At 63.6% G+C, this 23,924-nt stretch carries 21 protein-coding genes, 1 tRNA gene and 1 pseudogene; 8 read left to right on the top strand and 15 right to left on the bottom strand.

Translation table 11 applies throughout. From position 1 onward, the window contains the following. The first annotated feature begins 197 nt into the window (after positions 1 to 197). The gene (locus EJ070_RS11980) at positions 198 to 413 is read left to right on the top strand and encodes a hypothetical protein (protein WP_126091550.1); all 216 of its coding nucleotides are present in this window, start codon (positions 198 to 200) and stop codon (positions 411 to 413) included. Between the two features lie 33 nt (positions 414 to 446). Here the strand turns inward: EJ070_RS11980 and EJ070_RS11975 are convergent, their stop codons facing one another. From EJ070_RS11975 to EJ070_RS11925, 11 genes and pseudogenes are all read right to left on the bottom strand, one after another. Then, complete coding sequence (locus EJ070_RS11975; protein ID WP_126091549.1) at positions 447 to 815, bottom strand: hypothetical protein; 369 nt, start codon at positions 813 to 815, stop codon at positions 447 to 449. A gap of 239 nt (positions 816 to 1,054) precedes the next feature. After that, positions 1,055 to 2,009 (bottom strand): IS630 family transposase gene (locus EJ070_RS11970; protein ID WP_245464853.1). Its coding sequence is split into 2 segments (ribosomal slippage): positions 1,055 to 1,691 and positions 1,690 to 2,009, totalling 957 coding nucleotides; the frame shifts between segments, so codons are not numbered across the junction. A gap of 406 nt (positions 2,010 to 2,415) precedes the next feature. Then, complete coding sequence (locus EJ070_RS11965; RefSeq protein ID WP_126091547.1) at positions 2,416 to 3,603, bottom strand: IS91 family transposase; 1,188 nt, start codon at positions 3,601 to 3,603, stop codon at positions 2,416 to 2,418. 13 nt (positions 3,604 to 3,616) lie between these two features. After that, positions 3,617 to 4,477 carry a site-specific integrase gene (locus EJ070_RS11960; RefSeq protein ID WP_126094674.1) on the bottom strand — a complete coding sequence of 287 codons (861 nt, stop codon included), beginning with the start codon at positions 4,475 to 4,477 and terminating at the stop codon, positions 3,617 to 3,619. Between the two features lie 464 nt (positions 4,478 to 4,941). After that, positions 4,942 to 6,129: an IS91 family transposase gene (locus tag EJ070_RS11955; RefSeq protein WP_126091547.1), complete on the bottom strand. Its 1,188-nt coding sequence runs from the start codon at positions 6,127 to 6,129 to the stop codon at positions 4,942 to 4,944. A 13-nt stretch (positions 6,130 to 6,142) separates the two neighbouring features. Further along, a pseudogene (locus EJ070_RS11950) lies at positions 6,143 to 7,002 on the bottom strand (site-specific integrase). Positions 7,003 to 7,186: 184 nt separating this feature from the next. Continuing rightward, on the bottom strand, positions 7,187 to 8,059 hold the full coding sequence (locus tag EJ070_RS11945; protein WP_126091546.1) for a glutathione S-transferase family protein: 873 nt from the start codon (positions 8,057 to 8,059) through the stop codon (positions 7,187 to 7,189). A gap of 22 nt (positions 8,060 to 8,081) precedes the next feature. Continuing rightward, positions 8,082 to 8,663, bottom strand: coding sequence for a VOC family protein (locus EJ070_RS11940; RefSeq protein WP_126091545.1), 582 nt, complete (start codon positions 8,661 to 8,663; stop codon positions 8,082 to 8,084). A gap of 160 nt (positions 8,664 to 8,823) precedes the next feature. Continuing rightward, positions 8,824 to 8,898, bottom strand: a tRNA-Glu gene (locus EJ070_RS11935). Between the two features lie 85 nt (positions 8,899 to 8,983). Then, a complete protein-coding gene (locus tag EJ070_RS11930; RefSeq protein ID WP_126095714.1) occupies positions 8,984 to 9,397 on the bottom strand; it encodes a VOC family protein in 414 nt (137 codons plus the stop codon). Between the two features lie 11 nt (positions 9,398 to 9,408). Continuing rightward, positions 9,409 to 9,792 (bottom strand): fimbrial protein, encoded by a 384-nt coding sequence (locus EJ070_RS11925; RefSeq protein WP_126091544.1) that lies wholly within the window; start codon positions 9,790 to 9,792, stop codon positions 9,409 to 9,411. Between the two features lie 106 nt (positions 9,793 to 9,898). Here EJ070_RS11925 and EJ070_RS11920 point away from each other — a divergent pair, with 106 nt between their 5' ends. Then, positions 9,899 to 10,891: an RluA family pseudouridine synthase gene (locus tag EJ070_RS11920; RefSeq protein WP_126091543.1), complete on the top strand. Its 993-nt coding sequence runs from the start codon at positions 9,899 to 9,901 to the stop codon at positions 10,889 to 10,891. Between the two features lie 209 nt (positions 10,892 to 11,100). Next, positions 11,101 to 12,012 carry an RNA polymerase sigma factor RpoH gene (gene rpoH, locus EJ070_RS11915; RefSeq protein ID WP_126091542.1) on the top strand — a complete coding sequence of 304 codons (912 nt, stop codon included), beginning with the start codon at positions 11,101 to 11,103 and terminating at the stop codon, positions 12,010 to 12,012. Positions 12,013 to 12,280: 268 nt separating this feature from the next. Here rpoH and EJ070_RS11910 read toward each other — a convergent pair whose 3' ends face one another. The 3 genes from EJ070_RS11910 to EJ070_RS11900 all read right to left on the bottom strand — a co-directional run bounded on the left by EJ070_RS11910 (position 12,281) and on the right by EJ070_RS11900 (position 13,773). Continuing rightward, on the bottom strand, positions 12,281 to 12,943 hold the full coding sequence (locus EJ070_RS11910; RefSeq protein WP_126091541.1) for a peroxiredoxin: 663 nt from the start codon (positions 12,941 to 12,943) through the stop codon (positions 12,281 to 12,283). 187 nt (positions 12,944 to 13,130) lie between these two features. After that, positions 13,131 to 13,496, bottom strand: a complete 366-nt coding sequence (locus tag EJ070_RS11905; protein ID WP_126091540.1) for a cell division protein ZapA — start codon at positions 13,494 to 13,496, stop codon at positions 13,131 to 13,133. A gap of 4 nt (positions 13,497 to 13,500) precedes the next feature. Beyond that, positions 13,501 to 13,773, bottom strand: coding sequence for a DUF4164 domain-containing protein (locus EJ070_RS11900; protein ID WP_126087211.1), 273 nt, complete (start codon positions 13,771 to 13,773; stop codon positions 13,501 to 13,503). A 274-nt stretch (positions 13,774 to 14,047) separates the two neighbouring features. On the opposite strand from EJ070_RS11900, the gene tkt reads away from it, so the two are divergent. The 4 genes from tkt (at position 14,048) to EJ070_RS11880 (ending at position 20,614) form a co-directional block, all read left to right on the top strand. Continuing rightward, positions 14,048 to 16,039 (top strand): transketolase, encoded by a 1,992-nt coding sequence (gene tkt, locus EJ070_RS11895; RefSeq protein ID WP_126091539.1) that lies wholly within the window; start codon positions 14,048 to 14,050, stop codon positions 16,037 to 16,039. A gap of 207 nt (positions 16,040 to 16,246) precedes the next feature. After that, entirely contained in the window at positions 16,247 to 17,257 is a 1,011-nt protein-coding gene (gene gap / locus EJ070_RS11890) for a type I glyceraldehyde-3-phosphate dehydrogenase (protein WP_126091538.1), read from the top strand. A 165-nt stretch (positions 17,258 to 17,422) separates the two neighbouring features. After that, positions 17,423 to 19,312, top strand: coding sequence for a potassium/proton antiporter (locus EJ070_RS11885; RefSeq protein WP_126091537.1), 1,890 nt, complete (start codon positions 17,423 to 17,425; stop codon positions 19,310 to 19,312). 105 nt (positions 19,313 to 19,417) lie between these two features. Further along, entirely contained in the window at positions 19,418 to 20,614 is a 1,197-nt protein-coding gene (locus tag EJ070_RS11880) for a phosphoglycerate kinase (protein ID WP_126091536.1), read from the top strand. A gap of 33 nt (positions 20,615 to 20,647) precedes the next feature. Here the strand turns inward: EJ070_RS11880 and EJ070_RS11875 are convergent, their stop codons facing one another. Continuing rightward, positions 20,648 to 21,412 (bottom strand): IS5 family transposase, encoded by a 765-nt coding sequence (locus EJ070_RS11875; protein ID WP_126095713.1) that lies wholly within the window; start codon positions 21,410 to 21,412, stop codon positions 20,648 to 20,650. 291 nt (positions 21,413 to 21,703) lie between these two features. Here EJ070_RS11875 and EJ070_RS11870 point away from each other — a divergent pair, with 291 nt between their 5' ends. Next, on the top strand, positions 21,704 to 23,452 hold the full coding sequence (locus EJ070_RS11870) for an adenylate/guanylate cyclase domain-containing protein (RefSeq protein WP_126091535.1): 1,749 nt from the start codon (positions 21,704 to 21,706) through the stop codon (positions 23,450 to 23,452). Positions 23,453 to 23,924: the final 472 nt, after the last annotated feature.

Genomic DNA, 23,924 nt, shown 5'->3' with positions numbered 1-23,924 from the left:
GCGCAAAAAAAGACCTAAAGCGCAGAAGCGAATCTGAAAGATCGCGACGCGCTTTAGAGCGGGTCAGCAATTCTGTGAAAAGCTGAACCGCTCCAGCCGATGCCCGGTGTCGGTCGCACCGCGCCTGCGATCACGGACTGCTGATGAAACTCTGACCGGCATTTCACGTTATCTGTCCAGCGCGAGGGAGACTGAGGATGTCCATTCACTTCACCGTCTCTGGCCTGACCCGGAACCTGATCCACTCGCTTGGACTGGATCACGAGCGGGCGCCGAGGCATCTGACACCGGAGCAGAATCTGCTGCTGGAATGCTACCTGGCCGGACAGATTCCGGAATCGGCCTGGAACGACTATGTCTTCGAGATGCCGGAACTGGAAAAGCACGTCACCGCAAGGCAAGCCGCACGCTGACGGCGGTCCGCGTAGCGACGATGCAGGTGCTCGCTATTGCTTTGGCGAATTGAACTGAAGCGTGAAGACGTTGCCGGCAATTCCTTGCGCCAGTGCAGGCGAAAAGCTGAGCGGCAGGCAGTTTCGCAGGGCGGCGGTCGCCGCGTCGACATAGGCCTGCCGCGCCTTGTCATCGCCGCCGACCTTGATCGCTGTTGGCTTCGGCGGGCCGATCAGCGTGCCGTCGCGCTTGAAGCTGAAGCTCAAGGTGACCGAGGCGTTCCCGGAATTGGCGGGCGGTGTCCAGCACGCCTGCAGAGCGGCGCCGACCTCGTTCATGGTATTGAGCGATGCGGCGCTCGCCGGAAAAGGCGCTGCCAGCAGAGCCCCAACGATCGCCGAAAATCTTGCCGTGCTTCTCATGGCGGGTCCTCGTCATCATCGCCCGCTCGCCTGGTGGCATGGTACGATCAACCAGGAGGATGACAATAGGATTTCAACCGGGCTGGAGCCGGCAAAATTATGCCGTCGTGATGCTGGCATGGGCGTCGCGGAAAAGCAAAAAGCAAAAGGCCGGCGCTGAGCCGACCTTTCCTCGCCTCGGCATCGCGCCAGTACATCCGTGGTCACGGCGAGGACCGTACCACTAGAGCGGCGGACTTTCATGTGAGTCCATAGCCTGCGGCAGTGAAGTAGTTTCTGCATTCTGTTGGAGAGAAGAGATTGCAGATATCGCCGATGGCCTGCCACAGGGCGTCGATGGTTCTGATGGCCCTTGCGCGCAGATGCGCCTTGAGCTTGGCGAAGGCCATTTCGATCGGGTTGAGATCGGGGCTGTAGGGCGGCAGGAAGAGCAGCCATGCGCCTCTGGCCCGGATGGCTGCCTCGGCGGTGGGGCTCTTGTGGGCAGCGAGATTGTCGAGGATGACGACATCGCCCTTTGCCAGCGTCGGAGCGAGCTGCGTTTCGACGTAGGTCTCGAAGATGCGGCGGTTCATTGGCGTGTCGACGACGAAAGGGGCGGTGAGCCCATGGCAGCGCAGCCCGGCGATGAAGGTCTGCGTCTTCCAATGTCCGAACGGTGCCTTTGAGCGCAACCGCCGACCCTTCAGGCAGCGACCGCGCGGGCGCGTCATCTTCGTCGTGGTTCCGGTCTCGTCAATGAACACCAGCCGATGCGGCTCAAGCCGCATCCGCGGCTGGCGTTTGGCCCGCCACTCCTGGCGCGCCTTGCTGATGTCGGGTCGATCTTGCTCGCTGGCCAGCAGCGTTTTTTTTGAAGCGGTAGCCGTTCCTGATGAGCCAACGCGAGATCGAGGCGGGAGCGACCTGGACGCCTGCAGCAGTAACCAGTTCGGCGGCAAGCTCCGGCATGGTGATGTCGTCCTTCTCGGCCACACAACCAAGCAGGAACGCACGATGCGGGTCGAGCTTGGAATGGCGGCGGCCCCCGCTGGCTTTGGGCGCCAGGCTCTCGGTCTTTCGATAGTTCCTCATCAGGATCACGACGAACGAAACCGACACCCCAAAATGGGCCGCCGCCGCACGCCGCGAATGGCCAGCCTCGACAAACCGCACAACGCGTTCACGCAAATCGAGCGAATAAGGCTTGGGCATGACAAATCACCTCCATAAGGAAGTGAATCACAAACCCAACATCAGTGGAATCTGGAGGCTTCTGTGAGGTCCGTTGGCTCGACGGAGCCGCTTGGCACGACGTCGGACCTCATTGCAAGCCGGATTGAACGGAGCCGCGGGTCGGTCTGGCGCTATGGGGATTGTAGCCCTGCGGAGCGGTGGGGATTGTCTTTGCCAGGCCGATGAACGGCGTTCGCGGTTCGACCACGGCGATGGAGAGCATGGCGGAAGGCAAAACCGTGATGGCGTGAACCGTCAGACAGGTAGCAGTGGCCTCTACCGCTGGTCTGGCTGCTTGCGGCTTTGTGCGATGGGGCAAAGGTCTGGGTGCCGGCGCGCAAGGCGACGGGTGCCGAACCAGACGATGTGGACGCACTCGGCGTGATCATGAGGTGTCATTCCAGAAGGGGGTCGGCGCCTGCCCGCATCGCCAGGTGGCGAGCGTGACCATCGCCCCTCCGCAGCATGGGCAGCGATGCGTCAACGCCAGGCGCCCGGCGGCGACAGCGGCGCTTTCGGCACTCGGTTCGAGATTGTTCTGCTGTTGGCTGGCCAGCAGTCGGCGGCACAGGCCGAGCTTGGCGGCGCGATGACCGTTGGCGAGGAAGCCGTAATGACGGATGCGGTGGAAGCCGTCGGGCAGCGTGTGCAGGAGGAAGCGGCGGATGAACTCATCGGCATCGAGCGTCATGACCTTCGTCCTGCCGCCATGACGATAATCCCGCCAGCGGAACGCGACGCGATCGTCGGCCATGCTGACCAGCCGGGAATTGGCGATGGCGACGCGATGGGTGTAGCGGCCGAGATAAGCCAGTACCTGTTGCGGGCCGCCGAAGGGCGGCTTGGCGTAGACGACCCATTCGAGGTGACGGACTTCGGCGAGCAAACGGGCGAAGGCATCGGGCTTTGCCAGGTGGGCGAGATCGCCGAAGAAGCCCAGCCGGCCCGCATCATGGGCCACTCGCAGTTCCTCCAGGAAGCGGCGGCGAAACAGGCGCGACAGCACGCGCACGGGTAAAAAGAATCCCGGCCTGCACGAGATCCAGCGTGCGCCGTCGGGCGAGACGCCACCGCCCGGCACGATGCAATGCAGATGGGGATGGTAGGTGAGAGTCTGGCCCCAGCTGTGCAGCACTGCGATGAGGCCGATCTCGGCGCCCAGATGTCTGGGATCGGCGGCGATCGTGCGCAGCGTCTCGGCCGCCGCCTTGAACAGGATCGTGTAGAGCGCCGTCTTGTTGTGGAAGGCGATCGCGGCGACCTCGGCCGGCAGCGTGAACACCACATGGAAGTAGGGCACCGGCAGCAGCTCGTCCTGCCGCGCGGCGAGCCAGTCCCGGCAGGCCTGGCTCTGGCACTTGGGGCAATGCCGGTTGCGGCAGGAATTGTAGGCCACGCGAATCGACCCGCAGGAGCGGCAGCCCTCGACATGACCGCCCAGTTCGGCGGTCCGGCATAGCTCGATCGCGCTCATCGTGCGGCGCTCGACGCGCCCGAGATGGCCGTCATGGGCCTGCCGATACGCCTCGCCATGGCGGCGGAAGATATCCGCCACCTCCAGTCTCGCCGGCATGGGCGGGACCGGATCAACCCGGCGGCACGACCTCGACGTTCAGCCGGTCGAGCGGGCTCGTCGTGCGCCGGATTAGGCCGTTCGAGACCCTGGTGTAGCGCGCCGTGCTCGACAGGTTGTTGTGGCCGAGGAGAACCTGGATGATACGGATGTCGGTGCCGTTCTCCAGAAGATGCGTGGCGAAAGAGTGCCTGAGCGTGTGGACCGTCACCCGCTTGTCGATGCCGGCGGCCGCACGCGCCGAGCGACAGGCGGAATACAGCACCTGCACATCGATAGGGCGATCGGCGCCGCGCCCGGGAAACAGCCAGTCCTGCGGCTTCGCCAGCCGCCAGTAGATCCGCAGGATGCGCAGAAGCTGCGCCGACAGCATCACGGTGCGGTCCTTGCCGCCCTTGCCATGCTCGATCCGGATGACGCCGCGACCGCTGTCGATGTCGCCGACCTTTAGGCCGACGGTCTCCGAGGCGCGAAGTCCAGCAGCGTAGGCTGTGGTCAGGGCCGTGCGCGTCTTCAGGCTCGGGACCGCTTCCAGGAACCTGACCACCTCGTCGGCGCTCAACACCACTGGCAGCGTGCGTGGTAAGCGGGCGTAGACAATGCGCTCCGGGATCTCGGCATGGCCCAACGTCACGCCGTAGAAGAACCGCAGTGCGCACACCGTCTGGTTCAGCGCCGGCCACGAAATCCCCGTTGAAACCAGATGCACCTGGAAGGCGCGCACGTCCTCAAGGCCAAGCCGGTCAGGGGAGCGGCCAAAGTAGCGCGAAAACTTCGCCACCGCATGCACGTAGGATCGCTGGGTGGCCGGCGACAAATTGCGGATCGTCATGTCCTCGATCATGCGCCGGCGAAGAGGGCTCAACTCGACCATCTCATTGCTCCTGTTCTCGAGATTGCGCTTCAACAGCCACAATCCTTCAAAACAGAAGCGTCACCCGCAAACCGATCCGCCAAATGCCGCGTTAGCGGCTTCGTTCAATCTGGAGGCTTCTGTGAGGTCCGTTGGCTCGACGGAGCCGCTTGGCACGACGTCGGACCTCATTGCAAGCCGGATTGAACGGAGCCGCGGGTCGGTCTGGCGCTATGGGGATTGTAGCCCTGCGGAGCGGTGGGGATTGTCTTTGCCAGGCCGATGAACGGCGTTCGCGGTTCGACCACGGCGATGGAGAGCATGGCGGAAGGCAAAACCGTGATGGCGTGAACCGTCAGACAGGTAGCAGTGGCCTCTACCGCTGGTCTGGCTGCTTGCGGCTTTGTGCGATGGGGCAAAGGTCTGGGTGCCGGCGCGCAAGGCGACGGGTGCCGAACCAGACGATGTGGACGCACTCGGCGTGATCATGAGGTGTCATTCCAGAAGGGGGTCGGCGCCTGCCCGCATCGCCAGGTGGCGAGCGTGACCATCGCCCCTCCGCAGCATGGGCAGCGATGCGTCAACGCCAGGCGCCCGGCGGCGACAGCGGCGCTTTCGGCACTCGGTTCGAGATTGTTCTGCTGTTGGCTGGCCAGCAGTCGGCGGCACAGGCCGAGCTTGGCGGCGCGATGACCGTTGGCGAGGAAGCCGTAATGACGGATGCGGTGGAAGCCGTCGGGCAGCGTGTGCAGGAGGAAGCGGCGGATGAACTCATCGGCATCGAGCGTCATGACCTTCGTCCTGCCGCCATGACGATAATCCCGCCAGCGGAACGCGACGCGATCGTCGGCCATGCTGACCAGCCGGGAATTGGCGATGGCGACGCGATGGGTGTAGCGGCCGAGATAAGCCAGTACCTGTTGCGGGCCGCCGAAGGGCGGCTTGGCGTAGACGACCCATTCGAGGTGACGGACTTCGGCGAGCAAACGGGCGAAGGCATCGGGCTTTGCCAGGTGGGCGAGATCGCCGAAGAAGCCCAGCCGGCCCGCATCATGGGCCACTCGCAGTTCCTCCAGGAAGCGGCGGCGAAACAGGCGCGACAGCACGCGCACGGGTAAAAAGAATCCCGGCCTGCACGAGATCCAGCGTGCGCCGTCGGGCGAGACGCCGCCGCCCGGCACGATGCAATGCAGATGGGGATGGTAGGTGAGAGTCTGGCCCCAGCTGTGCAGCACTGCGATGAGGCCGATCTCGGCGCCCAGATGTCTGGGATCGGCGGCGATCGTGCGCAGCGTCTCGGCCGCCGCCTTGAACAGGATCGTGTAGAGCGCCGTCTTGTTGTGGAAGGCGATCGCGGCGACCTCGGCCGGCAGCGTGAACACCACATGGAAGTAGGGCACCGGCAGCAGCTCGTCCTGCCGCGCGGCGAGCCAGTCCCGGCAGGCCTGGCTCTGGCACTTGGGGCAATGCCGGTTGCGGCAGGAATTGTAGGCCACGCGAATCGACCCGCAGGAGCGGCAGCCCTCGACATGACCGCCCAGTTCGGCGGTCCGGCATAGCTCGATCGCGCTCATCGTGCGGCGCTCGACGCGCCCGAGATGGCCGTCATGGGCCTGCCGATACGCCTCGCCATGGCGGCGGAAGATATCCGCCACCTCCAGTCTCGCCGGCATGGGCGGGACCGGATCAACCCGGCGGCACGACCTCGACGTTCAGCCGGTCGAGCGGGCTCGTCGTGCGCCGGATTAGGCCGTTCGAGACCCTGGTGTAGCGCGCCGTGCTCGACAGGTTGTTGTGGCCGAGGAGAACCTGGATGATACGGATGTCGGTGCCGTTCTCCAGAAGATGCGTGGCGAAAGAGTGCCTGAGCGTGTGGACCGTCACCCGCTTGTCGATGCCGGCGGCCGCACGCGCCGAGCGACAGGCGGAATACAGCACCTGCACATCGATAGGGCGATCGGCGCCGCGCCCGGGAAACAGCCAGTCCTGCGGCTTCGCCAGCCGCCAGTAGATCCGCAGGATGCGCAGAAGCTGCGCCGACAGCATCACGGTGCGGTCCTTGCCGCCCTTGCCATGCTCGATCCGGATGACGCCGCGACCGCTGTCGATGTCGCCGACCTTTAGGCCGACGGTCTCCGAGGCGCGAAGTCCAGCAGCGTAGGCTGTGGTCAGGGCCGTGCGCGTCTTCAGGCTCGGGACCGCTTCCAGGAACCTGACCACCTCGTCGGCGCTCAACACCACTGGCAGCGTGCGTGGTAAGCGGGCGTAGACAATGCGCTCCGGGATCTCGGCATGGCCCAACGTCACGCCGTAGAAGAACCGCAGTGCGCACACCGTCTGGTTCAGCGCCGGCCACGAAATCCCCGTTGAACCAGATGCACCTGGAAGGCGCGCACGTCCTCAAGGCCAAGCCGGTCAGGGGAGCGGCCAAAGTAGCGCGAAAACTTCGCCACCGCATGCACGTAGGATCGCTGGGTGGCCGGCGACAAATTGCGGATCGTCATGTCCTCGATCATGCGCCGGCGAAGAGGGCTCAACTCGACCATCTCATTGCTCCTGTTCTCGAGATTGCGCTTCAACAGCCACAATCCTTCAAAACAGAAGCGTCACCCGCAAACCGATCCGCCAAATGCCGCGTTAGCGGCTTCGTTCAATCCTTCACGATTCAACCTGAACGTCCGACGCTCTAGACAGCGCTTTGGTTAACGAACCCCTAACCCCGCGACCTCTCTAGCTCGCGGCCTGTGCCTTCACATGGGCGATGTAGCCACGCACGTCGCCGGCCGGCTCGGCATAGGCCTTGCCGAGCTTCTTTTCGATCGCAGCCATGTAGTCCTTCGCCCATTCGGGCAGCGCGTAGTCGATGACGGCCAGGAACTCGAGCGTTGCCGCCAGGCGGATGTCGGCGATCGACGGATTGTTGCCGCCGATGAACGGCTTGCCGTCCCTGAAGAAGCTGTGAAAGACCTCGAGCGGTTCGGCGATCGCCGCGGCAGCCGCCTTCTGCGCCTCCGATTTCCTGTCGGGGTGGGCATCGCTGTGGCCGACCTCGCCGGCATATTGCGGAAAGCCGAGCGCCGGATAGGTGGCTCTGGCCACATAGGGATAGAGCGTGCCGATCAGGTAGAACATGGCGCTGTCGACCATTGCCCGCTTGGCCGGCGCCTTTGGATAGAATTTGTCCAGCCCGTGCTTGTTGGAGAGGTACTGCATGATGGCGCAGCTTTCCCAAAGCACGCCGCGCGGCAGCCCTTTGTCCTCGATCATCGGCGTCAGATGCGCCGGGTTCCGCGCCAGGAATTCTGGCGTGCGCGTCAGACCCCAGGCGTCGGTCTCCGCGGGATCTAGCCCGGCCGCCCGCGCGAAAACCCGGACCGTCATGTTGTTGACGCTGGGCCGCAGCATACTGAGCTTTATCCCAGGTTTCTTGGCAGGCTTGGCCTTTGCCTTAGGCGCGGCCTTTGCCGTCGCTTTGGGCGCGGGCTTGGCCGACACCTTGGCGGCGGTTGTCGCCTTTGCCGCGGCCTTCGCCGCCGGCTTGGCTGCCTTCGCCGCCGGCTTGGCCGCGGCCTTCTTGGTTCCTTTTGTGGCTGCCTTTGCCATCTTGGTCCTCCCTCTGACCTGTTCAGTACGGATTTTTCGCCGCCCGGTTCTCGGACAAGGTCTCGCGCGACCGCTCGATCAGCGCCTGGATGGCGTCGGCAAGGTGCACTTCGGCGATTGCATAGTCGCCGCGCGCGACGCGGATCTTATGCGCCTCCATCAGCACGTCGGCATGGCCGAAGCCGGCCGGCGGCTCGAAGCGGTAGGAGGCAAGCTCGATCAGCAGGCCAAGCGGATCCTCGAAATAGATCGAATCCATGAAGCCGCGGTCCTTGACGCCGCTGTGCTTGATGCCGCGCTCGTCGAGCCGGGCGACGGCCTGCAGGAACGTCACCCGCGACACCGAGAACGCGATGTGGTGGACGCAGCCGATATCGGTCGGCGTCCGCCGCTTGACCGGCGTTCGGCTCTCGTCGGTGAAGACGGTGATCAGCCGGCCGTCGCCGGGATCGAAATAGAGATGGCTTTCGCTCGCCTTATCGAGATTGGGTTGCTCGAAGATGAAGGGCATGCCGAGCACGCCCTCCCAGAAATCGATCGAGGTCTGACGATCGGCGCCGACCAGCGTGATGTGATGGACGCATTGCGATTGCAGTTTTTGCATTGGCTCCTCCCGCCGCCTCGCTTGCCTCTTTTGCTGGGCAAGTTCGAAGCCGGAACCCTTGGTGCTTTGGCCAAGGACAATCACGCAATGCTAATTCAATCGGCAACGCCACGCCAGAAGAGATGCGCGACGCAGTGCAAGGCCGAGTGACGGGGAGACTTGGTACGCCCAAGGGGAATCGAACCCCTGTTACCGCCGTGAGAGGGCGGTGTCCTGACCGCTAGACGATGGGCGCGCTCAAGAACCGGCTACATAGGATGACGGCCGCGAAAAAGCAACTGGGGTTTCAGCTTGTTCGCGGACTATGCCGAATGGCCCAATCAACCTCGCCGTTTCGGCTCGATCAGGTCCCAGAGATTGCCGTAGAGGTCGGCGAACACCGCCACCGTGCCATAGGCCTCATGGCGCGGCGCCTCGCGGAACTCGACACCCCTGCCAAGCATCGCCTCGTGGTCGCGCGCGAAGTCGTCCGTTTCGAGGAAGAGAAACACCCGGCCGCCGGTCTGGTCGCCGATGCGGCTCGCCTGCATTTCGTCTGACGCTTCCGCCAAGAGCAGCCGCGCGCCCTGCCCGTCTGCCGGCGTGACCGTCACCCAGCGCTTGCCGCCGCCGAGGTCGACATCGTCGGTCAGCGCAAAGCCGAGCCGCTCGACATACCAGGCGATCGCCTCGTCATAGTTCCCGACGACGAGCGCCACGGTCGCAATGCGGCGGTTATCGGCAAAGCCGCTCATTTGTTGCGGGCTCATTTGTTGCGGATCGCGAACTGGCCGATCATGCGGCGCTCGGCGATGTCGTAGACGAAGATGGCGCGGCTGCCGTCGGCGAGCTCGGCATCGATCGACAGTCGGTTGCCGGAGAGCGACTGGCTGACCACCTTGGCGCCGACCGGCAGCACGATATCGCCGCCGAGCGGCGCCCCGGCCGGAGCCTGGACGTCGCCGGCAGGCGCCGAACCCGCGCCAGGCGCATTGCGGGCTTTGTAGACAAGCGCCCCGATCACCACCATAAGGGCGAGGAAGAGAAGGCCGAGATTGACGATCATGAAGCGGATGAGCTTCCTGCGCACTTTCTCGGCCGCGGGATCGAGCGGCTTTTCCTCATCTTCTTCGGCGATGGGCCGGGCCATGGCTAAACAATCCGCAACGGGTTTCGATGAGCGCTCATAACGAAGAGACCCCGATTTTGATAGGGCCTCGATTTTGATACCGGATGAATTGGCGAGCGGCGAAGCCATGGAATTGGAAGCCGGCGCGGAAGCCGCAGGGCAGCGCCTCGACCAGTGGCTGGCCGCGAAGCTCGGTCCCGACATTTCACGCAGCCGCGTGCAGATGCTGATCAAACAGGGCGCGGTCTCGATCGCCGGCAGACCGGTCGAGGAGACCAAACGCAAGATGGCCGCCGGCGAGCGTGTCTCGGTCGTCATGCCGGAGCCGGAGCCGGCCGAGCCGCAGGGCGAGGCGATCCAGCTCGACATCCTTTACGAGGACGACGAGCTGATCGTCATCAACAAGCCGGCGGGGCTGGTCGTCCACCCCGGCGCCGGCAACTGGACCGGCACGCTGGTCAACGCGTTGATCCATCATTGCGGCGACAGCCTTTCCGGCATCGGCGGCGTCAAGCGGCCGGGCATCGTGCACCGGCTGGACAAGGAAACCAGCGGCGTCATGGTCGCGGCCAAGACCGACCGCGCCCACAAGGCGCTGTCGGAGGCCTTCGCCGACCATGGCCTGACCGGTGACCTCCAACGCGCCTATCTGGCGCTGGTCTGGGGCATTCCGCAGCGGCCGGCCGGCACCGTCGACGCCCCGCTCGGCCGCGCCGCTGACCGGGTCCGCCGCGCCGTGGTTCCCGAAGGCCGCGACGACGCCCGCCACGCCGTCACCCATTTCACCGTGGTCGAGCGCTTCGGCGAGGGCCAGAAGGCCTTCACCACCGCCAGCCTGGTCGAATGCCGGCTGGAGACCGGCCGCACCCACCAGATCAGGGTCCACATGGCGCATATCGGCCATCCCGTGATCGGCGATCCGGACTACGGCCAGGCCTTCCGGACCAAGGCCAACCGGCTGCCGGAACCGCTGAAAAGAGAGGTCAATGCATTTTCCAGGCAGGCGCTCCACGCCTGGCTCCTTGAATTTCGGCATCCGACCACCCATGTAACGATGAGGTTCGAGGCGCCGATGCCGAGGGATATGGAGGAACTCGTCTGCGGTTTCCGCAAGCTCTGAACCGGTCATCAAGACGCTTCAAACCAGCCATCAAAAAACCTGACTGGCGTTGTTCACTTCAACGTGACACACTGTTTCGTGTTGAACAAAAGCTGTCCTTTCTGGTTTTGTTCCTATATATACCGCTTGCCGCGAATGAGCCTTAGGCATTCGCGTCACATGCCCGCCGCGTTAAGGGGGCACCACTCTAATAGAGAGGGGGCGCTATCATGGCCCAGTCATTACCCAGTATCGTTTCCGGTGAAGGCGGTCTCGCCCGTTATCTGGAAGAAATCCGCCGCTTTCCGATGCTGCAGCCGCAGGAAGAGTACATGCTCGCCAAGCGTTATGCCGAGCATGAGGACACTTCGGCTGCGCACAAGCTCGTCACCAGCCATCTGAGGCTCGTCGCCAAGATTGCCATGGGCTATCGCGGCTACGGCCTGCCGATCGGCGAAGTGATCTCGGAAGGCAATGTCGGCCTCATGCAGGCTGTGAAGAAATTCGAACCGGAGCGCGGCTTCCGGCTCGCTACCTATGCCATGTGGTGGATCAAGGCCTCGATCCAGGAATACATCCTGCGCTCGTGGAGCCTGGTCAAAATGGGCACCACCGCCAACCAGAAGCGCCTGTTCTTCAACCTGCGCAAGGTGAAGGGCAGAATCCAGGCGCTCGACGACGGCGACCTCAAGCCCGACCAGATCGCTGAGATCGCCACGCGCCTCAACGTGTCCGAGGCCGAAGTGGTGTCGATGAACCGCCGCCTGTCGGGCGACGCTTCGCTCAACGCCCCGATCAGGGCGAGCGAGGGTGAGTCCGGCGAATGGCAGGACTGGCTGGTCGACGACCACGAAAGCCAGGAAGAAATGCTGATCGAGCAGGACGAGCTGGAAAGCCGGCGCGCCATGCTGTCGGGCGCCCTGTCGGTGCTCAACGAGCGCGAGCGGCGCATCTTCGAGGCGCGTCGCCTGGCCGAAGAGCCGCTGACGCTGGAAGAGCTGTCGGCCGAGTTCGACATCAGCCGCGAGCGCGTGCGCCAGATCGAGGTGCGCGCCTTCGAGAAGGTGCAGGACGCGGTCAAGGCCGCCGCCAAGCGCCAGAGCCAGGCTCTGCGCACCATCGAAGCGCAGCCGGCGGCTTAAGGCTAGGCAGAAATGAAATATGAAAAGGCGGCGCTTCAGCGCCGCCTTTTTTGTTGTCGTAACTGGCTGGTATGGCGGGTTGAGATTCAGGTCAGCCCGAGCCGAAAATGGTGGCTTCCGAGAACCGGCCTACGCCGGCCGTAGCCTTCATAGAGCGGAGACACTTATAAGGGCTTCGGCCGGCGTAGGCCGGAGCGGAGCGCACTTAAAGTACGTGAGCACCGGAAGCGCAGGAAGCCGCCATTTGCAGGCCGGGACCACCTGAACATCAGCCTGCCGAAGGCTGCTTGGTCTTCCTCAGATACGGCAGCACCGTCTCATAGGCACCGAAGCGCTTGATCGCATCCTCGTTGGAGACCGCGGCGGTGATGATGACGTCCTCGCCCTGTTTCCAGTTGGCCGGCGTCGCGACCTGGTGCTTGGCCGTTAGTTGAACGGAATCGATGACGCGCAGGATCTCATCGAAGTTGCGGCCCGTGGTCATCGGATAGGTCAGCACCAGCTTGATCTTCTTGTCGGGGCCGATGACGTAGACCGAGCGCACGGTGGCGTTATCGGCCGGCGTGCGGCCTTCCGAGGTCTCGCCGGCGCCCGCCGGCAGCATCTCGTAAAGCTTGGCGACCTTGAGGTCCTTGTCGCCGATGAGCGGATAGTTCACCGTTTGGCCGGTCGCGGTCTTGATGTCGGCATGCCACTTTTCGTGGCTCGATACCGGATCGACCGAAATGCCGATGATCTTGACGTTCCGCTTCCTGAACTCGCCTTCCAGCCCGGCCATCGTGCCGAGCTCGGTCGTGCAGACCGGCGTGAAGTCTTTCGGATGGCTGAAAAGCACCGCCCAGCCGTCACCGATCCACTGATGGAAATTCACCGTTCCTTGCGTGGTTTCGGCCGTGAAGTCCGGCGCGATATCGTTGATACGAAGGCTCATGACGTGCTCCCTACCCTGTGACATGTCGCCGACGGGCCAACCCCATCGGCCTGGCTACGCCTTCTATACCGCCGGACGGCTGTGTTCAAAAGGCTTATGCCTGCAAGCGTGACCGAAGCGGCGGAAAAATTTCGTCTTTTCCTGGAAAAGACAGCAGGAATTTCCGTGGGGGACTGGACGAAGCGGCTTAAGCCTTCTTCACCGCCAGCGTCGTCGCGAGATCTTCCATGCGCTGCGCCAATGCGCCGAGCGCGGTGGTCAGCACGCTGTCGCTCTTGTCGGCCTTGGTCAGCGCCTCGTCGCGCGTCTTGCGCAGCGTGAGCACTTCGCTCTCCATGCCCTTGACCCGCTTGTTGAGCTCCGAGAGCTCGTCCATCACCATGATGCCGGCCATCACGGTCAGCCGCTGGTCGCCGATCTCACCGAAGGAATCCTTCAAGTGCATGACGTAGCGGTCGAAGCGCTCGGCGAGATCGATCAGATGCTCTTCCTGGCCTTCGTCACAAGCCATCCGGTACTGCTTGCCGTCGATGGAAACCGTCACCTGTGCCATTGGACTACCTGTCGAGTACAGCGCGGATGGTTTCCATGGCGGTCACCAGCCGGCGCGACACTTCCTTGTTGGCATCTTCCAGCCGTTCGGCGCGGGCTTCGGAATTGTCGAGCTCCTGCGCCAGCCGCGAGCGGTCGGCATTCATGCGCTGCACCTCGGCCTCGGCCTCGGAATAGTCGCGCTCATGCTCGAGCCGCGCCGCCACGGCGCTTTCCAGCCCTTCCATGGCCTTGCCGAGCCTGGCGATGACTTCTTTAAGGGTCGTTTCCCCGGTCATGGCCTTCGTCCTATGCCCTGCCCGTCACCGAATCGCTCGCGTTCAGAACGCGTTATGTCGGAAAGATTAGGCGCCGGGTGAAGCGCGCGTCAATAAAGCTCTCGCGACTGTCCCCCGCTAACGCTAATGTAGCGCATCCGACCCCTTCACAAGCCCGGCAAAAGTCGACCGATTTGTTGACTCAAGGGCCGCGCCTGCTATGTGTCGCGGCATCCTTTCCAAGGGCTCTCCCCCAAGGGCTCACCCAAGGCTCCAACCCACTTCCGGAGGAAGCATGACCTCGCGTGAACAACATGACCGGATGGCCAATGCTATCCGTTTCCTTTCCATGGACGCCGTCGAGAAGGCGAATTCCGGCCATCCGGGCCTGCCCATGGGCTGCGCCGACATCGCCACGGTGCTGTTCACCCGCTTCCTGAAATTCGACGCCAGGGCCCCGCACTGGGCCGACCGCGACCGCTTCATCCTGTCGGCCGGCCACGGCTCGATGCTGCTCTACTCGCTCCTCTACCTCACCGGTTACGAGGACATGACGATCGACCAGATCAAGAACTTCCGGCAGCTCGGATCGAAGACCGCGGGCCATCCCGAATACGGCCATGCCGCCGGCATCGAGACGACCACCGGCCCGCTCGGCCAGGGCCTTGCCAATTCGGTCGGCTTCGCGCTCGGCGAGCGCATCATGAATGCTGCGTTCGGCAACGACCTCGTCGACCATTACACCTATGTGCTGGCCGGCGACGGCTGCCTGATGGAAGGCATCAGCCAGGAAGCCATCGCCCTTGCCGGTCATCTCAAGCTCAACAAGCTGATCGTCTTCTGGGACAACAACAACATCTCGATCGACGGTCCGGTCTCGCTCGCCGACAACACCGATCAGGTCGCCCGCTTCCAGGCCAGCGGCTGGAATGCAAGCCACATCGACGGCACCGATCCGGAAGCGATCGCCTATGCCATCGAAGCCGCCCGCCATTCCGACAAGCCGACGATGATCGCCTGCAAGACGACCATCGGCTTCGGTGCCCCGACCAAGGCCGGCACCAACAAGGCGCATGGCTCGCCGCTCGGCGCCGAGGAAATCGCCGGCGCCCGCAAATTCTTCAACTGGGAGTCGCCGCCCTTCGAGGTGCCGGCCGACATCCTCGACGCCTGGCGCGCGGTCGGCAAGGCCGGCGCCAAGGCACGCGCCGACTGGGAAGGCCGGCTCGCCAAGGCCGACGCCAAGCTGCAGGGCGAATTCGAGCGCCGCCTTGCCGGCAAGCTGCCGGGCAATTTTGACGCCGTGATCGCCGACTACAAAAAGAAGCTCTCGGCCGACAAGCCGAAGGTGGCCACCCGCAAATCCTCGGAAATGGCGCTGGAAGTCATCAACGGCGCGGTGCCGGAAACCATCGGCGGCTCGGCCGACCTCACCGGCTCCAACAACACCAAGACCAGCCAGACCAAGAACATCACGCCCGACGACTACGGCCAGCGCTATGTCCACTACGGCATCCGCGAGCATGGCATGGCCGCGGCGATCAACGGCCTGACGCTGCATGGCGGCCTGATCGCCTATGGCGGCACCTTCCTCTGCTTTTCCGATTATGCCCGCCCCTCGATGCGCCTTGCCTCGCTGATGGGCATCCGCTCGATCTTCGTCATGACGCACGACTCGATCGGCCTCGGCGAGGACGGCCCGACCCATCAGCCGGTTGAGCATCTGGCGGCGCTGCGCGCCATTCCGAACCACAACGTGTTCCGCCCGGCCGACGCGGTGGAGACGGCGGAATGCTGGCAGCTCGCGCTGGAATCCAAAAAGACGCCCTCGACCCTGGCGCTGACCCGCCAGAACCTGCCGACCGTGCGCACCGAATTCAACGAGAAGAACCTCAGCGCCTCCGGCGCCTATGAGCTCGCCGCGGCAAACGGCGAGGCGGCTGTGACGATCTTCGCCACGGGTTCTGAGGTCGAGGTCGCCCTCGGCGCCCGCGAGTTGCTCGAGAAGCACGGTCACCCGACCCGCGTCGTCTCGGTGCCCTGCTTCGAGCTGTTCGACCAGCAGAGCGAGGACTACCGCAGGAAGACGATCGGCAACGCCAGGATCAAGGTCGCCATCGAGGCCGGCATCCGCCAGGGCTGGGACCATATCATCGGCAGCGACGGCATCTTCATCGGCATGACCGGCTTCGGCGCCTCGGGCACCATCGAGCAGCTCTATCCGCATTTCGGCATTACGGCGGAAGCTGCGGCGAAAGCAGTGGAAGCGCGCCTGCACGGCAAGTGAGTCACTGCATGTCGCTGGAAAGCACAGCGGTTTTGAGCGACATATGGAAGCAGGAAGGCCCCGGTCCGGCGAAATCATTCAATGGGTTGTGTCGAGCTGGGCTAACCTAATCGATTTAAATTCGGGTATCCTCGGCTGGATTCTTTGTCCGTCCCCCGTTATGAAGCTGCGGACCCATCCGCTTTCCGGCCCCCTAGGGAGAGAAAAATGACCGTCAGAGTTGCCATCAACGGATTTGGCCGCATCGGCCGCAACATCCTGCGCGCGATCCACGAATCCGGCCGCAAGGACATCGACGTCGTCGCCGTCAATGACCTCGGCCCGGTCGAGACCAATGCGCACCTTTTGCGCTACGACAGCGTGCATGGCCGCTTCCCGCATGAGGTGACGGTCGATGGCGACCAGATCTCCGTCGGCGCGGAGAAGTTCAAGGTCACCGCCATCAAGGATCCGACCCAGCTGCCCTGGAAGGAGCTCGGCGTCGACATCGCGCTCGAATGCACCGGCATCTTCACCGCCCGCGACAAGGCCGCCGCGCATCTGACCGCCGGCGCCAAGCGCGTCATCGTCTCGGCTCCGTCCGACGGCGCCGACCTGACGGTCGTCTACGGCATCAACCACGACAAGCTGACCAAGGACCACGTCGTCATCTCGAACGCGTCCTGCACCACCAACTGCCTGGCGCCGCTGGCCGCCGTGCTGCACGAGACCGTCGGCATCGAAAAGGGCATGATGACGACGATCCACTCCTACACCGGCGACCAGCCGACGCTGGACACCATGCACAAGGACCTCTACCGCGCCCGCGCGGCGGCGCTGTCGCAGATCCCGACCTCGACCGGTGCTGCCAAGGCGATCGGCCTGGTGCTGCCCGACCTCAAGGGCAAGCTCGACGGCATCTCGATCCGCGTGCCGACCCCGAACGTCTCGGTGGTCGACTTCAAGTTCATCGCCAAGCGCTCGACCACCGTGCAGGAGATCAACGAGGCGCTGATCGCCGCCTCCCAGGGCAAGCTGAAGGGCGTGCTCTCGGTCACCCATCACCCGAACGTGTCGATCGACTTCAACCACGATCCGCACTCCTCGATCGCGGCGCTCGACCAGACCAAGGTCATGGACGGCAACTTCGTCTCGGTGCTCTCCTGGTACGACAACGAATGGGGCTTCTCCAACCGCATGGGCGACACGGCTGTCGCCTTCGGCAAGACCATCGCCTGAACGCGGGCTTTCTTTTGATCGCGTGAAACGCCCGGCTTCGGCCGGGCGTTTTCGTTCCATATCAGCGGCATGGGGCAAAAAACCACGCCGCCGCCTTGCACTGGTCATGTCTTCGCCCCACTCTGCCGTAAAGCGGGAGGGAGCGGATTTGAGGGGCAATTCCGGATGGAGCATGCGATCTATCTTGTGACGCTGGTCGGCACGGCGCTCGTCGTTGCCGCCGCGTTTTCGAGCCTGATCGCCTTTCGCTTCGGCGCGCCCCTGCTGCTCCTCTTTCTCTGCATCGGCCTTGCCACCGGCGTCGATGGGCTGGGCATCGAATTCGACAATGCGCGCCTGGCTTATTTTGCCGGCTCACTGGCGCTGGCCGTCATCCTGTTCGATTCCGGTTTCGGCACGCCGCTCAACGCCTTGCGCCAGGCTGCCGGACCGGCGCTGTCGCTGGCCACTGTCGGCGTGGTCCTGACCACGGGTATTTTCGGCGTCGCGGCCTACTATCTGCTCAATCTCAGCTCGCTGGAATCCTCGCTGCTTGGCGCCGCCGTCGCCTCGACCGACGCGGCGGCGGTGTTCTTCCTGCTGCGCGCCGGCGAAATCCATTTGCGCGAGCGCGTGCGCTCCACCCTCGAGGTCGAATCCGGCACCAACGACCCGATCGCCATCTTCCTGACCATCACTCTGGTCGAGATCATTGCGGCTCACGCCAACCCGGAGGCGAACGTTCTCGCCATCAATCTGGCAGTCGGCTTCCTCATCAATATGGGGCTTGGCGCCGTCATCGGCGTGCTCGGCGGCATGGCAATCGTGCGCCTCGTCGAGCGACTGAACCTCGACCACGGGCTGCTGCCGATCTTCGTGCTGACGCTCTCGCTGATGGTCTTCGCCGCAGCCGGCGCCGTCGGCGGCTCGGGCTTCCTCGCGGTCTACCTCGCCGGCCTCGTCGCCGGCAATTCCGACATCCGCGCCGTCACCATCCTCAAGCGCTTCCAGGACGGCATGTCGTGGCTGGCGCAGATCATCATGTTCCTCATCCTCGGCCTGTTCGCCACGCCGTCGCAGTTCCCGGCGATCCTGGCGCCGGCGATCATGCTGGGCCTGTTCCTGATCTTCGTGGCGCGGCCTTTAGCCGTCTGGCTGTGCCTTATCCCGTTCCGCCTGCCGCGCCCGGAGGTCGCCTTCGTCTCCTGGGTCGGCCTGCGCGGCGCGGTCTCGATCCTGCTTGCCATCACGCCGCTGCTCGGCGGTCTCGAGCAAGGACGTCTGATCTTCAATGTCGCCTTCATCATCGTGCTTGTGTCGCTGGTGGTCCAGGGCTGGACCGTCGGTCCGCTGGCGCGCCGCCTCGGCCTGATCGTGCCGGCGCGGCTCGGACCGCTCGACAAGGTCGAGCTCGAACTTCCGGGCTCAGCGCATCATGAGCTGCTCGCCTATCGCGTGGCGCCCGGCAGCCCGGTGGCGCGCGGCGAGCGCATCCCGCGCTGGGCGAGGCCGTCGCTGGTGCTGCGCGACGGCCGCTCCATGCGCTTCCAGGACATGGGCCGGCTGACCGCCGGCGATCAGGTCTACATCTTCGTGCCGGACCGCTATCCGCGCCTGCTCGACAAGCTCTTCGCCAGCCGCGCCGTGGTCGACCCCGAGGATGCGGACTTCTTCGGCGCATTCGCCCTCGATCCGGCCCGCTCCGCGGGAGAGCTGGAAGCCGCCTACGCGCCGGGTCTCACCGAGGCCGAGCAGAAGCTCACCGTCGCAGCACTGGTCACGGAGCGGCTCGGCGGCCACGCCGAATATGCCGACCGCGTGATGATCGGTCCGATCGAGCTGATCGTGCGCGATGTCGACGAGAAGGGCAGGATCACTGGCCTTGGCCTGTCCTTCGAGCCGACCGCGCCGGTGGCGCGCGTGCCGGTTTTCCTGAGCGCCGGCGAGATCGCCGACCGCGTCGCCGCCTTCATTCGCAACTGGCGCAAACCGGCGGAAAAGCAGGCCGCCGGGGACGCGCCAAACGACACGGCGGCGCCCGAACCAGATGGACAAAAGGCAACCAGCGAAAGCTGATGTCTCACTGCGACATTATTTTTGCGCGCACGCCCTAACGCAGACCTTGCATCGTCCCCGCTGCCGGGTAAGGTCGCCGCGTTTTTTCGAGGGAAAGGAACGACCATGGCCGGCTTCAAGACACTCGACGATATCGGCGCCGTCAGCGGCAAGCGCGTCCTGGTGCGCGTCGACCTCAATGTGCCGGTAGCCGACGGCAAGGTGACCGACGCCACGCGCATCGAGCGCATCGCGCCGACCATTTCCGAGCTCTCCGGCAAAGGCGCCAGGGTCATCCTGCTCGCGCATTTCGGCCGGCCCAAGGACGGCCCGTCGGCCGAATTCTCGCTGGAGCCGATCGCCCGGGCGACGGCCGAGGTGCTCGGCCGCCCGGTCGGTTTCGCCTCCGACTGTATCGGCGACAAGGCCGCGGAAGCGGTCGCGGCCATGAAGGACGGCGATGTGCTGCTCCTGGAAAACACCCGCTTCTACAAGGCCGAGGAGAAGAACGAGCCGGCCTTCACCGAAAAGCTCGCCGCCAATGGCGACATCTATGTCAACGACGCCTTTTCCGCCGCGCACCGGGCGCATGCATCGACCGAAGGTCTGGCGCACCGGCTGCCCGCCTATGCCGGACGCACCATGCAGGCCGAGCTCGATGCGCTGGAAAAGGGCCTCGGCAATCCGGTGCGGCCGGTCGTCGCCATTGTCGGCGGCGCCAAGGTCTCGACCAAGATCGATCTCCTGATGAATCTGGTGAAGAAGGTCGATGCGCTGGTCATCGGCGGCGGCATGGCCAATACCTTCCTCGCCGCGCGTGGCACCGATGTCGGCAAATCGCTGTGCGAGCATGACCTTGCCGGCACCGCCAAGCAGATCATGATCGAGGCGGCCGAAGCCGGCTGCGCCATCATCCTGCCCGCCGACGGCGTCGTCGCGAAAGAATTCAAGGCGGGTGCTGCGAGTGAAACCGTCGCTATCGAGGCCGTGCCGGCCGATGGCATGATCCTCGATGTCGGCGCAAAGACCGTCAAGAGCGTCACCGACTGGATCGACCGCGCCGCGACTCTGGTGTGGAACGGCCCGCTCGGCGCCTTCGAGATCGAGCCCTTCGACCATGCCACGGTAGCGGCGGCGAAGCACGCCGCTGCCCGCACCAGGGAAGGCAAGCTGGTTTCGGTCGCCGGCGGCGGCGACACGGTGGCGGCGCTCAACCATGCCGGCGTCGCCGACGATTTTACCTATGTCTCTACCGCCGGCGGCGCCTTCCTCGAATGGATGGAAGGCAAGCCGCTGCCCGGCGTCGAGGTGCTGAAGCGCTGAGTCGTTCAAGACTCGGCGAGTGGGCGCAGGAATCTAGGGCACGGGCTCATTAGCACGCAACCAGACGCGGATTGATGCGAGCTTGACGAAGGCCAGGTAGTTGGCCGCGAGTTTGTCGTATCGGGTCGCAACACACCGACATTGCTTGATCTTGTTGAAGAACCGTTCGATCAGGTTGCGCGCGCGATACAGATACGAGCTGAAGCAAATCGGGTCTTTGCGATTGCGTTTCGGCGGAAGGTTCGCCCATGCGCCTTGCTGACGGGCAAGCTCCCTGATCCAGTCCGCGTCGTATCCCCGATCCGTGAGCAGCATCGTTCCTGGAAGCAAGGGGCTGAGAAGGACCGAACACAGCCGATTGTCATGCGCCTCACCCGGCGTGAGGGCGAGGTGGACCGGCAGACCATTGGAGTTAACGACCGCATGAATCTTGCTGGTGAGGCCACCGCGTGAGCGACCCATATCTTGCTGAGTGTTGTCTGCGATACAGGCTCCGTGCTGGTGCACGCGCACGACGGAGGTATCGATCATCTGCACCGCCGCGTCACGACCGGCCGCCAGTGCATCCATGATCCGGTCCCAGACGCCAGCCCGCCGCCACCGAACGAAGCGATTGTAACAAGTCGTGCGGGGACCGTAGTTCTCCGGCAGGTCGCGCCAAGGGGCACCTGAACGCAGGACCCAAAAGATGCCATTGAGCACGCGACGGTCATTTACGCGCCGAACGCCGCGCGGCTTGTTCGGCAGCAACGGTCTGATGGCGGTCCATTCGCAATCGCTGAGTTCGTAGCGCGTGATTCGAAGCTCCGGTTTTGGAGCTTGAATCACGTCTCGGGCAGCGCCATCAACCCGCCAAGACTTATAGCCTTGCCGCTAATGCTTTGAATTTACTTCCGCTTTCGGCGGCATAGCGGACTTGGCCGGACTTGCCACTGGCTCGACCCGGTCGCGAATGACCCCTAGCAGACATGACGCGTAGCAGCCTGACTTCGCTCTGGGACCACTGGTTGCGGCCAGGCGCGGCAGTGCTATCTTGTCATCAACCAGGCTCTGCAAGGGAGCCCCGGTGACCAACTGGGGCACTATCGAGTGGTGGAGAACTCCGTTCAGCGCCGTCTGGCTGCCATCCTTGCAGCCGATGTAGTCGGTTACAGTCGCCTCATGGGCGTGGACGAGGACGGCACTCTGACGGTCGTGAGGAACCTCCGCGCCGAAGTGATCGAAACTAGGATCGCCGAGCACCAAGGTCGGCTGTTTAAGTCTATGGGGGATGGCTTTCTCGCGGAATTCCCCAGCGTCGTGAAGGCCGTGGCCTGCGCAGTTGCATTACAGAAGGATATGGCAGCACGGAACGCAGAGCTGCCAGAGGACCGAGCCATCCAACTCCGCATTGGCGTCAACTTGGGGGATGTGATTGCTGAGGATGGCGATGTTTTCGGTGAAGGCGTGAACGTCGCTGCGCGGATCGAGGGACTTGCCCCGGCGGGCGGCATTGCAGTCACCGGCATGGTTCATGACAACGTAGGAAGTCGCCTTGATCTCTCGTTTGAAGACATGGGTGAGCAGCAACTCAAGAATATCGCCCAGCCGGTCCGGGTCTATCGTCTGGGAGCTCCCTCAGGAACATCGGTGCGACCAACAGCGGTAGAACGAATCAAACCGTCCATAGCAGTACTGCCATTTACCAACATGAGTGGTGATCCCGGGCAACAGTACATTTCCGACGGGATCACCGAGGATATCATTACCGAACTCGCCCGCTTTCACGGCCTGTCCGTAGTAGCTCGCCACGCGTCGTTTCATTTTGCCAACAAAGGAAAAAGTCCTATCGAAGTAGCGCGGGAACTGGGCGTTGCCTATGTAGTTGAGGGTAGTCTACGCAAATTGGGCGGCCGAATACGCATCACAGCCCAACTGGTTGATGCCAGAACCGGCAATCACATCTGGGCCGACCGCTACGATCGCGATGCGCAGGATATCTTCGCTATCCAGGACCTTGTTGTGGCCGCAATCGTAACAATGCTGGAGGGCCGTATGCACGCTGCAGAAGCAGCAAAAGCCCGTGCAAAACCAACTACTAACTGGTCGGCTTATGACTGTCTGTTACAAGGCCGCGATCTATGTGACCATCAGCGTGATGCCGAAGCCGTACCCCTACTTGAGCGCGCAATTGCCGTCGATCCGCATTTTGCACTTGCCCATGCCTGGCTGGCGATAGCTCTTACCATGAGCAATGTCATTCTGCTCGATGACGATCAGATGGCCAAGGCTGAGAGCGCTTCGAAACAAGCGCTGGAACTAGATACCAACGACGCCACGTCTCATTGGGCAAGAGCGCTCTACTACCTTTGGACAGGCGACCATGACCGTTCACGCTTCCATTTTGACAGGGCGCTGACACTCAATCCGGCCGATATACAGATTAAGGGCGACTACGCGAACTGGCAGCGCGCCAGTGGCAGGCCGGCCGATGCGTTGGCCACAATCGATGCCGCCATAGGCTTGGGTCCCTTCGTGCCCGATTGGTTTGCAGCGGTTCGCGGCCTGACGCTCTTTGACCTCGGTCGATATGCTGACGCAGTCGAAGCGCTCGAGAGTGTCCCTGTACAACGCTCCAGTGGCTTATTGTACCTAGCCGCTGCGCGCGCGCAATTAGGCGACTTAACTGGTGCACGTGAGGTGATCGCCGAGGTGAAGCTGGTGAAACCGGATTTATCGCTTCGGAATGTGATCCAGGTACTGCACTACGCACGCCCTGAAGCTCAGCAACACTTGATTGATGCCCTGCGGAAGGCGGGGCTGCCGGAGCAGTATGTGCGCCCCTTACGAGCAAGTTGAGTTAACTTCTGCTTGTGGCCCATTGCTTCTTTCAGCTGCGCTGCAAACGTTGGTCGCTTTCGGTGCATAGCGGACGCCGGCAAGTCGTCCGCCCGGCTGATTTATGGGTTCACGGCCTAGTTTCCTCGACACAGGACACTGAAAGATTGCCGTTTGTCGGTGGGCAAGATTTTCACCGTTCATTTCCGTGAAATCAGCGCAAACGCTGGGGATTGGCTGAAGCCCCCGCAGCCTCGTCATCCCAGGGCGAAGCAGCCGCGAAGCGGCGTCGCGGAGACCATGGGATCCATGCCGAGACCTTGATCGAAGGCTGCAGCGGAGCAGAATTCTGCACCGCAGCAGCGCTCCAAAGTCACGGCATGGATCCTCGGGTCTGCGCTGCGTCGCTGCGCTCCTTGCTCCGCCCGTGGATGACGACGGAGGACTTTTCAGCCAATCACCAAGGCATGCCGCATGCTAACGCGGACATAGC

The sequence above is a fragment of the Mesorhizobium sp. M1E.F.Ca.ET.045.02.1.1 genome (assembly GCF_003952485.1).
GTDB lineage: Bacteria > Pseudomonadota > Alphaproteobacteria > Rhizobiales > Rhizobiaceae > Mesorhizobium.
Note: the sequence above shows the minus strand (reverse complement) of the source record. Positions and strands in the feature narration are given on the sequence as shown.

Bases quoted from the DNA above. Each gene is read 5' to 3' on its own strand.
- EJ070_RS11980 (WP_126091550.1), top strand. From the start codon at position 198: ATGTCCATTCACTTCACCGTCTCTGGCCTGACCCGGAACCTGATCCAC.
- EJ070_RS11975 (WP_126091549.1), bottom strand. From the start codon at position 815: ATGAGAAGCACGGCAAGATTTTCGGCGATCGTTGGGGCTCTGCTGGCA.
- EJ070_RS11965 (WP_126091547.1), bottom strand. From the start codon at position 3,603: ATGCCGGCGAGACTGGAGGTGGCGGATATCTTCCGCCGCCATGGCGAG.
- EJ070_RS11960 (WP_126094674.1), bottom strand. From the start codon at position 4,477: ATGGTCGAGTTGAGCCCTCTTCGCCGGCGCATGATCGAGGACATGACG.
- EJ070_RS11955 (WP_126091547.1), bottom strand. From the start codon at position 6,129: ATGCCGGCGAGACTGGAGGTGGCGGATATCTTCCGCCGCCATGGCGAG.
- EJ070_RS11945 (WP_126091546.1), bottom strand. From the start codon at position 8,059: ATGGCAAAGGCAGCCACAAAAGGAACCAAGAAGGCCGCGGCCAAGCCG.
- EJ070_RS11940 (WP_126091545.1), bottom strand. From the start codon at position 8,663: ATGCAAAAACTGCAATCGCAATGCGTCCATCACATCACGCTGGTCGGC.
- EJ070_RS11930 (WP_126095714.1), bottom strand. From the start codon at position 9,397: ATGAGCGGCTTTGCCGATAACCGCCGCATTGCGACCGTGGCGCTCGTC.
- EJ070_RS11925 (WP_126091544.1), bottom strand. From the start codon at position 9,792: ATGGCCCGGCCCATCGCCGAAGAAGATGAGGAAAAGCCGCTCGATCCC.
- EJ070_RS11920 (WP_126091543.1), top strand. From the start codon at position 9,899: ATGGAATTGGAAGCCGGCGCGGAAGCCGCAGGGCAGCGCCTCGACCAG.
- rpoH (WP_126091542.1), top strand. From the start codon at position 11,101: ATGGCCCAGTCATTACCCAGTATCGTTTCCGGTGAAGGCGGTCTCGCC.
- EJ070_RS11910 (WP_126091541.1), bottom strand. From the start codon at position 12,943: ATGAGCCTTCGTATCAACGATATCGCGCCGGACTTCACGGCCGAAACC.
- EJ070_RS11905 (WP_126091540.1), bottom strand. From the start codon at position 13,496: ATGGCACAGGTGACGGTTTCCATCGACGGCAAGCAGTACCGGATGGCT.
- EJ070_RS11900 (WP_126087211.1), bottom strand. From the start codon at position 13,773: ATGACCGGGGAAACGACCCTTAAAGAAGTCATCGCCAGGCTCGGCAAG.
- tkt (WP_126091539.1), top strand. From the start codon at position 14,048: ATGACCTCGCGTGAACAACATGACCGGATGGCCAATGCTATCCGTTTC.
- gap (WP_126091538.1), top strand. From the start codon at position 16,247: ATGACCGTCAGAGTTGCCATCAACGGATTTGGCCGCATCGGCCGCAAC.
- EJ070_RS11885 (WP_126091537.1), top strand. From the start codon at position 17,423: ATGGAGCATGCGATCTATCTTGTGACGCTGGTCGGCACGGCGCTCGTC.
- EJ070_RS11880 (WP_126091536.1), top strand. From the start codon at position 19,418: ATGGCCGGCTTCAAGACACTCGACGATATCGGCGCCGTCAGCGGCAAG.